This is a genomic window from Luteibacter sp. NPDC031894 (assembly GCF_050273135.1).
Classification (GTDB): domain Bacteria; phylum Pseudomonadota; class Gammaproteobacteria; order Xanthomonadales; family Rhodanobacteraceae; genus Luteibacter.
The window spans coordinates 233,433-247,608 of sequence record NZ_JBNNMV010000001.1; the positions used below are offsets into that span (position 1 = coordinate 233,433).

13 protein-coding genes are annotated in these 14,176 nt (G+C 61.7%); 5 read left to right on the forward strand and 8 right to left on the reverse strand.

Going from position 1 to position 14,176, the window contains the following annotated elements:
* Positions 1-1,131: 1,131 nt before the first annotated feature.
* A complete protein-coding gene (locus ACQKIE_RS01210; protein WP_427455053.1) occupies positions 1,132-1,386 on the forward strand; it encodes a hypothetical protein in 255 nt (84 codons plus the stop codon).
* A 515-nt stretch (positions 1,387-1,901) separates the two neighbouring features.
* On the opposite strand, the gene ACQKIE_RS01215 is transcribed toward ACQKIE_RS01210, so the two are convergent.
* The 5 genes from ACQKIE_RS01215 to ACQKIE_RS01235 all read right to left on the reverse strand — a co-directional run bounded on the left by ACQKIE_RS01215 (position 1,902) and on the right by ACQKIE_RS01235 (position 5,312).
* Positions 1,902-2,495: a hypothetical protein gene (locus ACQKIE_RS01215; RefSeq protein ID WP_427455054.1), complete on the reverse strand. Its 594-nt coding sequence runs from the start codon at positions 2,493-2,495 to the stop codon at positions 1,902-1,904.
* A 622-nt stretch (positions 2,496-3,117) separates the two neighbouring features.
* Positions 3,118-3,423 (reverse strand): hypothetical protein, encoded by a 306-nt coding sequence (locus tag ACQKIE_RS01220; protein WP_427455055.1) that lies wholly within the window; start codon positions 3,421-3,423, stop codon positions 3,118-3,120.
* Between the two features lie 23 nt (positions 3,424-3,446).
* Complete coding sequence (locus ACQKIE_RS01225; RefSeq protein WP_427455056.1) at positions 3,447-3,944, reverse strand: hypothetical protein; 498 nt, start codon at positions 3,942-3,944, stop codon at positions 3,447-3,449.
* A gap of 27 nt (positions 3,945-3,971) precedes the next feature.
* Entirely contained in the window at positions 3,972-4,286 is a 315-nt protein-coding gene (locus tag ACQKIE_RS01230) for a hypothetical protein (protein WP_427455057.1), read from the reverse strand.
* A gap of 228 nt (positions 4,287-4,514) precedes the next feature.
* Positions 4,515-5,312: a YoaK family protein gene (locus ACQKIE_RS01235; RefSeq protein WP_427455058.1), complete on the reverse strand. Its 798-nt coding sequence runs from the start codon at positions 5,310-5,312 to the stop codon at positions 4,515-4,517.
* Here ACQKIE_RS01235 and ACQKIE_RS01240 point away from each other — a divergent pair.
* Positions 5,311-6,105, forward strand: a complete 795-nt coding sequence (locus ACQKIE_RS01240; protein WP_427455059.1) for an alpha/beta fold hydrolase — start codon at positions 5,311-5,313, stop codon at positions 6,103-6,105. The two genes, ACQKIE_RS01235 and ACQKIE_RS01240, sit on opposite strands and share 2 nt — an antisense overlap.
* 21 nt (positions 6,106-6,126) lie before the next feature.
* Here the strand turns inward: ACQKIE_RS01240 and ACQKIE_RS01245 are convergent, their stop codons facing one another.
* The 3 genes from ACQKIE_RS01245 to ggt form a co-directional block, all read right to left on the reverse strand.
* A complete protein-coding gene (locus ACQKIE_RS01245; protein WP_427455060.1) occupies positions 6,127-6,711 on the reverse strand; it encodes a methyltransferase family protein in 585 nt (194 codons plus the stop codon).
* A 402-nt stretch (positions 6,712-7,113) separates the two neighbouring features.
* Positions 7,114-7,425: a hypothetical protein gene (locus ACQKIE_RS01250; protein ID WP_427455061.1), complete on the reverse strand. Its 312-nt coding sequence runs from the start codon at positions 7,423-7,425 to the stop codon at positions 7,114-7,116.
* 100 nt (positions 7,426-7,525) lie between these two features.
* A complete protein-coding gene (ggt, locus tag ACQKIE_RS01255; RefSeq protein WP_427456756.1) occupies positions 7,526-9,298 on the reverse strand; it encodes a gamma-glutamyltransferase in 1,773 nt (590 codons plus the stop codon).
* A 160-nt stretch (positions 9,299-9,458) separates the two neighbouring features.
* Here ggt and ACQKIE_RS01260 point away from each other — a divergent pair, with 160 nt between their 5' ends.
* From ACQKIE_RS01260 to ACQKIE_RS01270, 3 genes are all read left to right on the forward strand, one after another.
* Positions 9,459-10,172 (forward strand): FadR/GntR family transcriptional regulator, encoded by a 714-nt coding sequence (locus ACQKIE_RS01260; RefSeq protein ID WP_427455062.1) that lies wholly within the window; start codon positions 9,459-9,461, stop codon positions 10,170-10,172.
* A gap of 249 nt (positions 10,173-10,421) precedes the next feature.
* Positions 10,422-13,259 carry a TonB-dependent receptor gene (locus ACQKIE_RS01265; RefSeq protein ID WP_427455063.1) on the forward strand — a complete coding sequence of 946 codons (2,838 nt, stop codon included), beginning with the start codon at positions 10,422-10,424 and terminating at the stop codon, positions 13,257-13,259.
* Positions 13,260-13,263: 4 nt separating this feature from the next.
* The gene (locus ACQKIE_RS01270) at positions 13,264-14,157 is read left to right on the forward strand and encodes an aldose 1-epimerase (protein ID WP_427455064.1); all 894 of its coding nucleotides are present in this window, start codon (positions 13,264-13,266) and stop codon (positions 14,155-14,157) included.
* Positions 14,158-14,176 lie beyond the last annotated feature (19 nt).

The following is a 14,176-nucleotide window of genomic DNA, read 5'->3' on the forward strand; positions in this document are numbered from 1 at the left end:
TCGCAAGACGGCGAGTTCACATTCTTAGAGCCAGGAGGTCAGCATGCCCCAGTCATGTATAGAGCGAAGTGCGACCCGGCGTGCGGAGGCGGCGCGAGCCCGCACTGAGGCCCGGCTTTCGATGACGGCGCTGCTGGCGGAGGTCGCCTCTCTGAGGAGCGCCGTAGCTGCAGCGCGTCTAGAAGCGGATATGGCTGTTGAGAGTTCATTCCGGACGATTACGGAGGCGCGGAAAATGAGAACACCTAGCTGCCTATCCGCCATTCAGGTGCGTGAATCCATCGTTATGTGACCTTTTGGCCACCCTACGCTTTCCACTATATCTTTCGGACAGTCGATAACCAATGGGCGAGGCTCGAAATGGCGACCGAGCGGGTGGAAGGGAGCGTGTACAGTTGGCGGCGCTTTCTCGACCGTATCCAAGAGTCGGTGGCGTCGACGCAGAGGGTGGTGGAACGCCAGCGTCGCCAGGTGATCGAGGCCCACGAGGCCTTGCGGCGGATTCCACCGCCGACGGCGGTGATGGGTCCGACACGTAGGCGCGTGCCTATTTGGACGCTGGGCTAGCGCGGTCGAGTCCGACATTTATGGCATTGGCCACGTTTAGGATGGCCCTACCGTAACCCGATCTGGGCATACCGCCCACGGGCCCCAACAGTTGCACTGCCCGTTTCGCAGCGGAAAAGACCTTGGCCAATCCGGCTGCCTTTGCCTTGTCCGCGACCAAGCTCGCCCGGAACCTCGCTTCGTCGAAGTCCTCAGCGAGAGCTGCACGGGTCATCGCCTGGCAGTCCAGCACGATCTCTGCAACCCTCAGGGCGCTCTCTTCGCGCAGGTCCATGGGCTGAGTCTAGCGATGGAGGGCCCTTGCGATACAAACTTCCGGCAATACCGTCGCGCTGCCCACATTTCTGAGAATTGGTGGCGCCACCGGCCGCTCGGCGTGCATGTCAGCGAAATGCGTCGGAAGGGGAATCCATGCCGCATTTTCGGTGCCTCCCGTCTCGTCATCTATGACTCTCGGCATGATTAACACCTTTGTCTCGGAGAAAACCCCGGGGTCTTCGAAAGTCCTTGGCAGGCCATTTCGCTTCAGGTTAGGGTCCGCTTCTGGAGACTAGGAAACAGACCATGTCCAAGCGACAGATCATTACTTACAGCACGCAGGCAGGCGACCGCGGTCCGTCCCACGCCTATTATCTGGCGACTACCCACGACGTGGTGGGGTTCTATTGCTTCGACGAGCCGAGCGAAGAGGGCGGTACGCCGTACGTGGTGATCGACCGGCTTGACAGGGGACGTTTGCTTGGTGCCGGGAACAAGGAGACGGCGAAGCTTTGGGCGTCGAGGCTAGGCTTGTCGAATTACATTTACGTTCGAGTCTGACTCGGATCGCGCTATCCCTGGCCATGTAGCGGATAGACCACATCGCGCTCCGGGATTTCCGGCTAGCCAGGAATTTACCAGTACGGACCGTCGCCTTTACATCTGCGCGCTTAATTATACCCGGATAATATAGAGCGATTTGCGTCTCGGCCGTTAGCATCAACTCATTTTGTGTCTCACTTTCTACGATTTATGAGACACAAGTGGATTTGGTGTGCATGGACGAGTCTCAACGTCTGCCGCTTAGAATGCGTTTTTCCCCTCGGCCAAGTTGAGCAATCTCCCGCAGCCGAGGACGGCGGGCCGGCGGCCACTAGCAGCCCGCATCTCAACTAGGAACCCCTCGTCTCTCAGCACGCGTAAGATTCTGCTGGCTGTAGGTTTAGGGATGTCGGACCCCGCTATGAAGTCGGGACTCCTGAAAATTGGACGAGCAAAAATCCAGTCCAGCGCGCGAACAGCGTGTTGAGATCTAGTCGTATCGGTAATCCATTGTTTGCATTCGCGATAAAGTTCTAGGATGGAAAGGGCTTTATCTGATAGAAGTCGGGAGTCAACACCGAGGCAATGGGAAGGGCGGCAGTCGCGGCATTGCCACGAAGTGCGGCGACTGCATTCGAAAGGGCAGGGTGTGCTGCGCCAGCTTGGTCGTCGAGGCCAGCGTCGCCGTTCGGCTCATCGACGATATATATGGAGTTGACTGTGCTTCGCTCTGGCTCACCAGGTATGAGCAGGCCACGGTCCAACATCTTTTGCACGAATGCATTCCAATGCGCTGCAGCCGCGGGGTCGAAGTGATATGCGCTCTCTCCCAGTGCGTGCTGGAATACGAAAGGCCACGCGGGAACCATAGCGTGCACGTGAAATTGGTGAGCACGTTCCAGCTCACCTAGTATGTAGTTTTCAGAAGCGGCGATGTCGTCGCTCGTTCCAGACCAAAATTGAATTGAGTACAAGTTCGCGTGGTCCTGAAACTCATGCAAGTCTGGTTTGTTCGGGATGGACGCATAGTCGCCGCCGAAGTAGCCAAAATACTTTTCTGTCGGATCCGCATGAGATGTAAGCGGCAGCGACAGAAGTGCAAGAAGTGAGAGGCGCTTGAATGACATTGGCCGGATTCCGTTAATTGCGAACGACTATGATGTTCACGTCTTCGCTGTTCACCCAGCGGGTACAGGCGCCAGTGCCATATACATCGACTGACACATTGGACGCCTTCGCCATCAATAGGGCCGCATATTGCCGTTTTGATGTCTCCGAGTTTTCGTTCGGAAGGACCCAAAGGGCATTTGACGTGGCACACGCAGCTCGACCGGAAACAGTGCCGTCTGTTTCGAAGTACACAAGTCCATCGCTATGGCGAACGTAGATCGCTTGAATGTGACCATTCACTACGCCTGCATGGGATGGAAGCGCTACGAGGGCAGCGGCCACGAATGCGGCCATTGCTACGAGCTTCATATGGCCCCCTGGTGCCCTACCGTGGAATTAACGGTAGGGGGAGCATGCGATTGCGGAATGCGGAGTGTATGTAGGTGCGGACTGATATAGCGGTAGGAAAAGGACTACACGCCATCTTGAAACTTCGTACAGTGTCATGTTTTGCGCGGGGATCGCGAAAGCGGCGGCGCTAAAATGGGCAGTTATCCGCAAGCCACCATTCTCAGGCAGTAACGCGATCTGGAACCACTTGGGCGGGGGTGGGCTGTACAGCCACCCCCGCCGTTCACATTATTGGGAGGCGACGAGATTCGCCGTGCAAATACCACTTGCGTCCATGTCGTACGTGACGGTGACTGGCGCTCGGCGAGCTTGGGCCGAGAGAAGCACGGCCATCATCGCCTTAGCGTTCGGCTGGCTGAGATCAGGCAGGTAGACCAGGCTGTACTTGCAGGGCTGAGAGAATCCCTCAGCGACCTGGACGTAGCCAGTGTTGGTGGCGCCCAGGTTCACGATGGTCCGGTTCGTGTCGGACGCAGCGAAGGCTTGGGTCGAGCAGGCCGCAAGGGCGACGATGGCGATAGCGGAAATTTTCATATCGAGTTCCTTGAAAAGGTGGATCAGTCGTTGAGGAGAAGGTCGATCGCGGCGCTCACATCTATGGGGATCGCCGTGATCGTCACGTTTGGCGAACTGGACGAGTGTGAGTTGGTGTCGCCGGTAAATCGGGCTCCAAAAACGTGCTGTCCTGGCGTATTGCTCAGGGTCACGGGGTATCCGAATTCAGTGTGATCGCTGTAATACCGATCTGCTACGCAGACACCGCCGACTACGACCACACAAGGATCCACCTTCGTCACATTGGAGTTATGTCCGTCGATCTGAACGTGAGCGATTACGTTTCCATCTACGTAGAGGTCCACCGTGCCGCCAGAAACCGTTCCTCGGCCAAGGAAGACGATATGGCTTCCCGTCAGCGTTACGTGCATCGTAACCTGGCTACCGACTCTGGGCGTCCCATCGACAGTCAACGTCGTCCCTGTGGTGCTTTCGGCCAATGCAGCGGTGGGTAGCGAGAGAATACCCATCACCGCCGCCGCAATTAGTTGTTTTCTCATTGTCCTTCCTCAGGAATGAGTGGAGGATTACTGCACGTCGATACCAAAGGTACGGACAATGCATTGAGCGCCGGATACGTCGTAGTCGACGGTGATCTTCGCCGACATCGCTTTCGCCGAGAGAACGGTCGCATAGAACTGTTTGATGCGATCGGTTGATTCATTGGTATCCGTTGTGAGGAGACCGTTTGCGCACGGAGAGCCCGTGAAGTACGCCACGATTCCAGACGGATAGTTTTGAACCTTCCACGCGTTAGCGGACGTACTCAAGGTTTGCACGGCGTTCGCTGTCCCGCATATGGTCATGCCTGCGGCGAGGCAGGCGACTCCGATCATGCGCATTTGATTCCCCTTCGTTGCTCGGCCATGGATGTGGCGAGGAAATCATGTCGCTCAGACGTAGGGGCGTATGTAGGCGTTCACCGAATGACGGTGTAAGGGAAGGACTACGGCAAAAGCAGTGATGGCTGGAGCGCGCTTCGGTGCCCTTGAGGAGGGCTACCCCGATTTCGCCAAAAAAGCTGAGCGATGACCCCAGGCTAAGCGCTTTGATCGAATAGCCGAGACGAATCAGTTCCTCTGCCTCACGTAAGACAGAAGCGTCCAAGCCGCAGCGGCTGACGCCAGCACCGCGCTCCCAAGCAGGCTACGGGCTTGCCATCGATCGAACACGATCGTTCCCAGGGTGGCGCCGAAGACGAAGCTGACAATGACGACGATGCATATGGCAACACGTCGATAATCCACTACACCAGACCGGGCTCGTTGCCCGAGGGCGATGCCGAGATCGGTGAACATCCCGGTAAGGTGCGACGTCCGCAGGACGGCCCCGGAAACGACGGATGTCGTGCCATTTTGCACGCCCATCGCGGCGGCGCAGATCATGATGCCGAGCCACGGGGTTGTATCGAGCGTCGGACTCGCCAGCACCAGTAGCCCCGAGACGAGGAGAAGCAACAGCGTTGCGGAGAGCGACGGCATCCACCGCGGCCCTCGTGCCACCCATGCGCTCACGGCACACCCGCCAGTGAATAAGGCGACCACGCCGGCGGCATGTGCCAGCAGGGCGACGTTGGTGGAGCCGAGGCCGATACCGGCTTCGGTGGATATCCCCGTGAGATGGGTCACACCCCCATGGCTCAGGGATAACAGGGCAGCAGCGTTGACGCTGCCGGCGACGGCGGGCAGCAGGATCGCCCACCACCAGATCCATCGCGGGAAGGGTGGAATCATCGTGTAATAGGTGACGAGGTATGGTTCGAGCAGGATAAACCAGCGCCTGGCGGGGAAGGCGCTTTTTCCAAGCCTGGCCCGTACTGCCGGGGAAATAATCCCGTTTCCAAGGCCGACATCCACGGAGACTGCCATGAACCGTCGCGAGTTCTCGACCAGCTTCCTTCTCGGGCTGTCCGCCGTCGCCATTTCGGCAAACGCGGTGGCTCAAGCGAGCCGCGGCAGTGCGGGGGCGGCCAGCAAACTTCCCACGGTGAAGGCGCGCAACATCGTGCTGGTCCACGGCCTGTTCGCTGACGGGTCCTCCTGGTCCGAGGTCATCCCCAGACTCCAGGCCAAAGGGCTGAATGTCACTTCCGTCCAGAACCCACTGACGACCCTTCCCGAAGCAGTCGACGCCTGCCGCCGGGTGCTGGACCGCCAGGATGGTCCAACGGTGCTGGTCGGCCACTCCTTCTCCGGAATGATCGTCACCGAAGCCGGCGTGCATCCCAACGTTTCGGCGCTGGTCTATGTCGCCGCGAGAGCGCCGGATGCTGGAGAGGATTACACCGCTCTTGCGAAGAAGTACCCAACGCCGCCAGCATCGAAAGGGGTCGTCTTCGATGGCGACGAGGGACGGCTCACGGAGGAGGCTTTCGTTCGTGACTTCGCCGGCGACTTGCCGCGGGAACGGGCACTGGCTCTCTATGCCGTGCAGGAGCCTTTCAAGAAAGCGCTGCTCACCGGCAAGACGACGAACGCGGCATGGCGGCAGAAGCCGAGCTTCTATGCGGTGTCGACCGAGGACAGGACGATCGATCCCGATCTGGAACGCTTCATGGCCAAGCGCATGAACGCGCAGACCATCGAGCTGCGGTCAAGCCACGTTTCGCTGATTTCCCATCCCGTGGAAATCACTGACTTGATCCTACGGGCTGCCGGCTGACGGCAGGACGAAGACTATCTCTCAGAATATCCCCGGCACGAGTGCCGCCGTCCTGCGTTTATAGGCGCCGTAGGCGTCGCCGAACGTCTCGCCGAGCATGCGTTCTTCCATGCGCAGCTTCCGCCAGAACGACGCGAAGACGATCAGCACCGCGAAGATGCCGCGCACATCGCCCACTTGGAGCGCCGTGCCGGTGAATGCCAAGAGCAGGCCGGTATAGATGGGGTGGCGGACGTAGCGGTAGGGCCCTGTGTCGATCAACTCGTGGTCCTTTTTGATCTGCACGACACTGCTCCAGTTGCGTCCGAGCAGGTAGCGTGACCAGCAGGCGAGGGCGACGCCGGCCATCACGATCAGCAGGGCTGCGGCCAGGACCGGGACCGTGTGAGGCACGATCCCTTCGCGCAGCCAGTTACGTCCATACCACTCACCGGGGCCCAGCAAGACGAACGCCAGGCCAAGGGGCAGCCAATACAGGAGGACACGCGTCAGCCATGGCTCGCCGCGTGTCGCTGCCTTATTGCCGTGGGCGCTCCACAGCCACCATGCGAGCAGGACATACCAGGACACACTGATACCAAGCTTCAGCAGGTCGTCCGTCTTCATCATTCCCCCTATTCGACGGCAACCGTTCCCCGTCAGCGCTCGGGAATATTGCAGTTCGGATGGCTTTTGCCTAGTGGCCCTGACTCCGCGGCCTCGGGCCCGCGGGTCGTTGCCGATCTTCGTCGAGTGAGTTAGCGTTCGGCCTGCTTGCTCGCCGTCAAATTCCACGAAATCGGCAGTCCGTCACCTGCGAGGCACCTCATGCGTCTACTTCTCATCCCGGCAACCGTGGTAGCCATTTCGGGCTGTGTCTCCGCCGGCGGTAGCTACCCCGATGATCGTCCGACCATCGGTGTGCAGCCGCCCAAGCCCCTGTGCTCATCCGGCCCTAACGGAAAGACTGCCGCATGTGCGACGGCCGTGGTGGAGAACGCGATCATCCACGGTTCGAAGTGATATCGATCAGTCGCGCCTGACCAACCACGCATTCGGCAAATGCAGCCCCTCGCAGCCTCGCTGGCAAACGAGGGCGCTGCGCCGACCGGCGAACTCGAGCCGCGTGCCGTCCGCCAGTTGGAGAGTCAACTCTGCATCTTTGGAAGTCGCCGCCGCGCCGGCCAGTCCGTTCTTCACCACGGTGACTTGCACCGTGAAATTGTCCGGACCCCAGGACCAGCTCGCCTCGCCTTCGTCGCCATCGATGCGGATCTCCGCGGCGTCGCCTTTCTCCCCGCTGACGAGGTGCCAGGTCTCCTGGGAGCAGGCGGAGGTCATGGTCATCAGTCCTGCCAATGCCGCTACTGCAACGTTCCTCATCCGCCCGCTCCGCCGTGGTATAGCCACGTTATCGGCGGGAGCGGGCGTCCCTTGAGGCTCAGTAACCGGCGACCGTGCCGTCCTTGCGCATCTCCGTGGCACCCCAGTAAACCTGCTGCTTCGCGTCGAACATGATCGCCTCGTAGCCGCCGAAGTTCCCGCTGCCCGGCACGACCTTGTAGCCTCGGTTCGACAGCGCCGCTTTCACCGCCGGGTCGAAGCCCGATTCCATCTCCACCGTGCCGATGCCGGTCGATGCTTCGCCCGTGGGTTCGGCATTGCCGTAGTGCCGCCAGCGTGCGGCGTCGCCCGCATCCTGGACGTTCATGCCGAAGTCGATGATGTTGGAGAGCACCTGCACATGGCCTTGCGGCTGCATGTCGCCGCCCATGAGCCCGAAGGACATGAACGGCTTGCCGTCCTTCATCACGAAGCCGGGGATGATCGTGTGGAAAGGGCGCTTGCCCGCGGCATACACATTCGCGTCGCCGTCGTGCAGCGAGAAGAGTTCGCCCCTGTCCTGGAACATGAAGCCGAGGCCGTCGGCGACGAGCCCGGAGCCCATGCCGCGATAGTTCGACTGGATGATGGAAACCATCATGCCGTCCTTGTCCGCGGTCGTGAAATACGTCGTGTCGCCGTCAAACAGCTTCGGGTCGCCCGGGTCGACGTCCGCGGTCGCGCGGTCGGGTCGGATGGACGCGGCACGCTTCGCCCCGTAAGCCTCCGAGATCAACGCGGTCATGGGTGCCTTCGCGAAGCGGGGATCGGCGTAGTACCGGGCCAGGTCTTCGTACGCCATGCGCTTGGCTTCCAGCATCACGGTCAGTGCGTCGGCACTTCCCTGGCCCATCGTCCGGATGTCGAAATGCTTCAGGATCTGCAGCATCTCGAGCACGGCGAAGCCCTGTCCATTGGGCGGCAGCTCGTAGATGTCGTAGCCGCGGTAGTTGACCGATCGCGGCGTCACCCATTCGCCATGGTAATCGGCGAAGTCCGAGTAGCGAAGGTCACCGCCAACGCGCTTGAAATAGGCGTCGATCGTGCGGGCGATGGTTCCCTTGTAGAACGCGTCGCGGCCTCCTTCGGCAAGGAGGGACAACGTATGCGCGAGGTCGGGGTTGCGGAAGACCTCGCCTTCGCTGGGCGTATGTCCGTCGATGAGGTAGGTCGCCCGCGCATTGGCGAGATCGCCGACGAGCTTTTCCCGTTTTTCGAAGGAGGCGAAGTTACCTTTCCAGTAGGCCGCCACGAGTTGCGTCACCGGGAAGCCGTCCTTCGCATAGGCAATGGCCGGTGCCAGATCGTCCGCCATGGAAAGTTTGCCGAACCGGTCATGCAAGGCGAACCAGGTATCCACCGTCCCGGGCACGGTGACGGAGAGGGATCCGACCGGCGGAATGTGGTCCTTGTATGGCAGGCCCGCTTTGGCGTAAGTGGCCTTCACTTCCTCGCGCATTCGCTTGAGGTCGCGGGACTTCGCGGAGGGGCCCGAACCGTTGTAGCCATAGAGCTTGCCCGTCTTCGGATCCCAGACGATCGCGAAGCAATCGCCTCCGATGCCGTTGAGCACGGGCTCCATCAGTCCGAGCGCGGCGTTGGCCGCGATCGCGGCATCCACCGCGCTTCCTCCCTTCTTGAGGATGTCGACGGCTATCTGTGACGCGAGCGGCTGCTCGGTGGCGGCCATGCCATGTTGTGCAAGCACGGGCGAGCGGGAGGCCCACGTGTTCCCCGAGTATCGATCGCCGCGTCCGACACCTTCGGCTGCCAACGTGACGGGGGAGAGCAGGGCGAGCAGCGTGGCCAGCAGTAGCGGCCGCGGGTGCAGGCATGGCCATCGGGCGGTGCGCTTCGTCGGAACGTTCATGCATCCTCCTCGTCGATGTGCAGCCAAGCGTAGGGCATTGTCGGATTGACGCCCAGGGACGCGGCTGTGTAGCGTTGCCGCGCGAGATCGCGCATCGCATGACCTAGGGAGCGACAACATCGTGAAGCCTGTGACCACGCGTAACCTGCATGGCCAAGTGGTCCGGGAGCTGGGTCAGCTCATCGTCAGCGGCCAACTGGCGCCGGGCGAGGGCCTGCCGCGCGAGGAAGTACTCGCTGAGCGGATGAAGGTGAGCCGCACGGCCTTGCGCGAGGCCATGAAGGTGCTCGTGGCAAAAGGCCTCATCGAGTCGCGTCAGCGCACGGGGGCGCGCGTGCGCGAAGCCATGCACTGGAACCAACTCGATGCCGACGTCCTCGCCTGGCGTTGCGCACTGATGCCGACGGACAGCTTCGTCGAGAAACTCGTGGAAATGCGCGAGCTTATCGAGCCGGCGGCGGCCGCGGCGGCGGCCAAGCGGCGTACTCCCGAACAGCTGGACGACCTCAGGAAGGCGTACGACGCCATGGCCGCGTCGGAGGACCTGGACGCCTGGGCCGAGGCCGACCTCGCGTTCCACGAGACCCTCCTGCGTGCCACCAACAACGAACTCATGGTGTCGCTGTTCTCGGTGATCGAGACCGCGCTGGGAACGTTCTTCCTGCTCTCCGCGCGCAACGCGGCGAACTTCAAACTGGCGCTTCCGCACCACGAAAAGGTCTACGAGGCGGTGCGCAAGCGCCAGCCCGAAGTCGCGCGGCAGGCCATGTTGCGCATGGTGGACGTGTCCCGCAAGAACATCCAGGGACGAGGTCGCTCCGCCAAACCCGCCTGACGCGGCGCTCCCGTGCCGTTTCCGCGCATGCTGCGCCGCAGCTTGCAGTGGGATAATAATAAAATACTACAATTCGACCCATGGACGGTCGGGCGGCATGGTATGGCCCGGGCGTCGCGGGGACATGGTTCGGGATAGACGAAGCCACAAAAAACGCGAGGGCGAGCGATCGCTCCCGACGGCGAGTTGCGGCCCCTCGTCTGGCCCCGGTCGACATGCAGGCGGTCCATCCACATGAGGGGAGTCGGAATGCAGCGGAAGGTATTGGCGTTGTCGGTGCGCAACGCGTTGGCGGGCATGATCGGTATCGGTCTTATCGGAGCCTCGCTCCAGACCTACGCGCAGGATGCGGCCCCGGGAGCGGCGACCACGCCGGCAGCCCCGGCGCAGGACACCACGGACGCGACCCCGGCGAACGCCAAGAAGGGGGACAAGAAGACCGTGACCGACCTCAACGGCGTGCAGGTGACGGGCCAGCTCCAGTCCCTGTTCCTCGCGCAGGCGACCAAGCGCGACTCGATCAGCGTGGTGGACTCCGTATCGGCCGAAGAGGCCGGCAAGTTTCCGGACCAGAACGTGGCGGACGCGCTGCAACGCGTACCCGGCGTGTCGGTGAACCGCGGTGGCGGCGAATCGAACCAGATCACGGTGCGAGGGTTCGGTCCCAACTTCGTCAACGTCCTGGTGAACGGCCGCACGATGGCGACCGCCGCGACCGACCGCGCCTTCGACTTCGACGTGCTGCCGTCGGAGATCATCCAGCAGGCGGTCGTGCAGAAGACCGCCACGCCGGACACGGAAGAGGGCGGTATCGGCGGCACGGTGAATGTGATCACCGCACGCCCCTTCGACTTTAACGGCTGGCACGCGGCGGGCAGCGCCGCGGCGGTCAACGATCACACCGGTGGCGGGTTCGGCGGCAAGACCACGCCGAAGGTCTCGGGCATGATCGGCAACACCAACCGCGACCACACCTTCGGCTGGCTCGCTTCGGTGGTGTATTACAAGCGCGACCACGTCCAGCAGACGATGGATACCGGCGGCTGGCTCAGCGGCCAGGACTTCTCCCGGATCAACCCTGCCTATACCGATATTTCGCTGCCGCAGACCCTGCAGGGTCAGTCGACGCAGGAAACGCGTACCCGCCGCTCCTTCAACGGCGCGATCGACTGGAAACCGGCCGACGACTTCACGGTGAAGGTCGACGGTCTGTTCTCGGAATACCAGGTCGACTCCGATGTGCGCGGCTTCGGTCTTTACACCAACACCGGCATCATCAATTCGCTCACGCCGGATGCCAATGGTACCGCGCAGCATTTCGGCGTCGATGCGTCGGGCGGCATGGCGAACGATTACATCGTGAGCTCGGTGCCGCGCGATGCCTTCAATACCCAGGTCGGCGCGAACTTCAACTGGCAGATCGACCCGTCCATGCAGGTGGATTTCGACAGCGCGGTGTCGCGTGCCTGGAACAAGAAGTCCGCGGACAGCAACTTCACCGTGCTGGGCACGCGAAACATCGGTGCGACGCCCGAATGGCAGAACGGCGGCAGCAATCATCTACCGAGCTGGAGCGGCTTCCTGCCGACCGATGACATCGACTCGCTGCACGCCCACGTGCCCAACCAGGGCACGCAGAGCGCAAACGTCACGGACGCCATCTTCGAGAACAAGCTGCACTTCTCGAAGAGCTTCGTCGACGGCACGCTGTCTCGCCTCGATTTCGGCGTGTCCAGCACGCAGCGCAAGAAGACCAAGGTCACCTATAAAACACCCGACGACGTGGCATGCGCCGTCTACTGCGGCTATGCGGTGAACGTTCCCGCGGACGCCGTCGATGCACATGTCTTCAACGGTGGCAGCCTCGTGGACGGTGTGTCGTCGACGTTCCCGCGCCAGTGGGTCACCTACGACGTCAACAAACTCTTCCAGTACCTGGCCTCGCCCGCGGCGTACAACCAGCTGGCCAACCCGCAAGCGTTCCAGGCCGCGCTCGCCGCCAACGGCGGCAGCTTCGCCGCACGCATCGACCCGAGCTCCTACGCGCAGATCAAGGAGCACACGACCTCGGCGTACGGTTCGGCCACGCTTGAACAGGACGCCGCGATGCCGTGGACCCTGAACCTCGGCATGCGCTATACGAAGACCGACACGACGTCCCGCGCCTTCTCGATCCCGATCCTGGGCATCGCAGTGAATCCCGCCGACCCGACGAACGCGATCCCCACCTATGGTTCGCTGACGCCGATCTCGCAGAAGGGCGACTACCATTACTGGTTGCCTTCCGCGAACTTCAAGCTCAACCTTCGTGACGACCTGGTGTTCCGCGCGGCGGCGTCGAAGACGCTGACGCGTCCCGACCTGGGCGACCTGGCCTTGAACGTCAGGTACAACTTCCGTCCGCAAGACCAGACCATCGACCAGGGCAATGCAAGCCTGCTTCCCTACGTGTCGAAAAACTACGACGCCGGCCTGGAGTGGTACTTCAACGATACGAGCTACACGGCCATCGACGTGTTCTACAAGAAGGTCAGCAACTTCACGACGAAGATCACGTCGAACACGACACTGCTGGGGTTCCCGTTCCAGCTGACGGAGCCGGTGAACCTCAACGACGCCACCATCAAGGGCGCGGAACTGACCTTCAACTACCAGTTCACGAAGCTGCCGGCCCCGTTCGACGGACTGGGCGTGGCGACGAACTACACGTATGTCACCAGCGATACGTCGATCAGCACCGACCGCCTCGCCAGCGCCGGCAGGTTCGCGGTCCCGGGTATCGGCAACTCGTCGAACTTCAGTCTTTATTACCAGAAGGGCCCGGTGGAACTGCGCGCCGCATACAACTGGCGACAGAGCTACCTGACGCTGCTTGCCGGCAACCAGGGGCAGCCCACTTCCGTGAAGTCGTATGGCCAGGTCGACCTGAGCGCGAGCTATAACCTCAACAAGCACGCGTCGATCTTCCTCTACGCCACGAACCTGACGAACGAGAACATCTACCAGTACCAGGTCTACAACGATCGCCTGAACTATGCCGAGGCCAACGGCCGCACGTTCTTCGTCGGCGTGCGCGGATCGTTCTGACGGCATGACCCAACCCGTTCCACTCTCGTTGCGCAACGAGTACCTGTGCTTACGCGTGCTGCCGTCGATGGGCGGCGGTATCGCGGGGTTCGACTGGATGGGACGGGGTGCGGGCGTGCCGCTGATGAGGCCCTGGCGCGAGGGTGACGCCCAAGATCCGAACCGCCTCGCGTGTTACCCCCTGCTGCCGTGGAGCAACCGGATTGCCCACGGCGGCTTTTTTTATCGCGGACGCCGCATCGACCTGGCGCGCAACCGCGATGACGATGCCTGGCCCATCCATGGCCACGGGTGGCAGCGCGAGTGGACAGTGGCCCATCATGAAGAACGGGCCCTCGTACTGACGCTGGAGCAGTCCGCGCACGACGCGTATGGTTACCACGCGCTCTTGGGTTATCGTCTCGACGGCGACGCACTGCGCGTGCGTCTTCGCGTCACGAACACCGGGGAGTTCGCGTTGCCATTCGGTCTGGGCCTACATCCATTCTTCCCGCTACATGGCGGGGCAAGATTGCGCGCACCCGCAAGCGCGGTGTGGCACAACGATGGCCATGGCCCTCTCCCTGTGCGATGTGGCGCGGTGCCGGACGAATGGAATTTCAGCAAGGAACGCACGTTGCCCGCAGGCGGTCTCAACCATGCCTTCGAGGGATGGGCGGGTGACGCGGCGATCGAATGGCCCAACCAATCCCTCCGCCTCACCATCGCATCCGATGCGGACAATTACGTGCTTTATGTGCCGGCTGGCGAATCTTTCTTTTGTTTCGAGCCGGTGGACCACCCGATCAATGCCGTCCACCTCCCGGGCGGCCCACTCGCGAATGGCATGACTGACCTTGCGCCCGGTGCAAGCCTGGAACGATGCTTCGCCTTCCGGGTGGAGGCCATCGATGGCTGACTATGGCGTAGCGATGAAG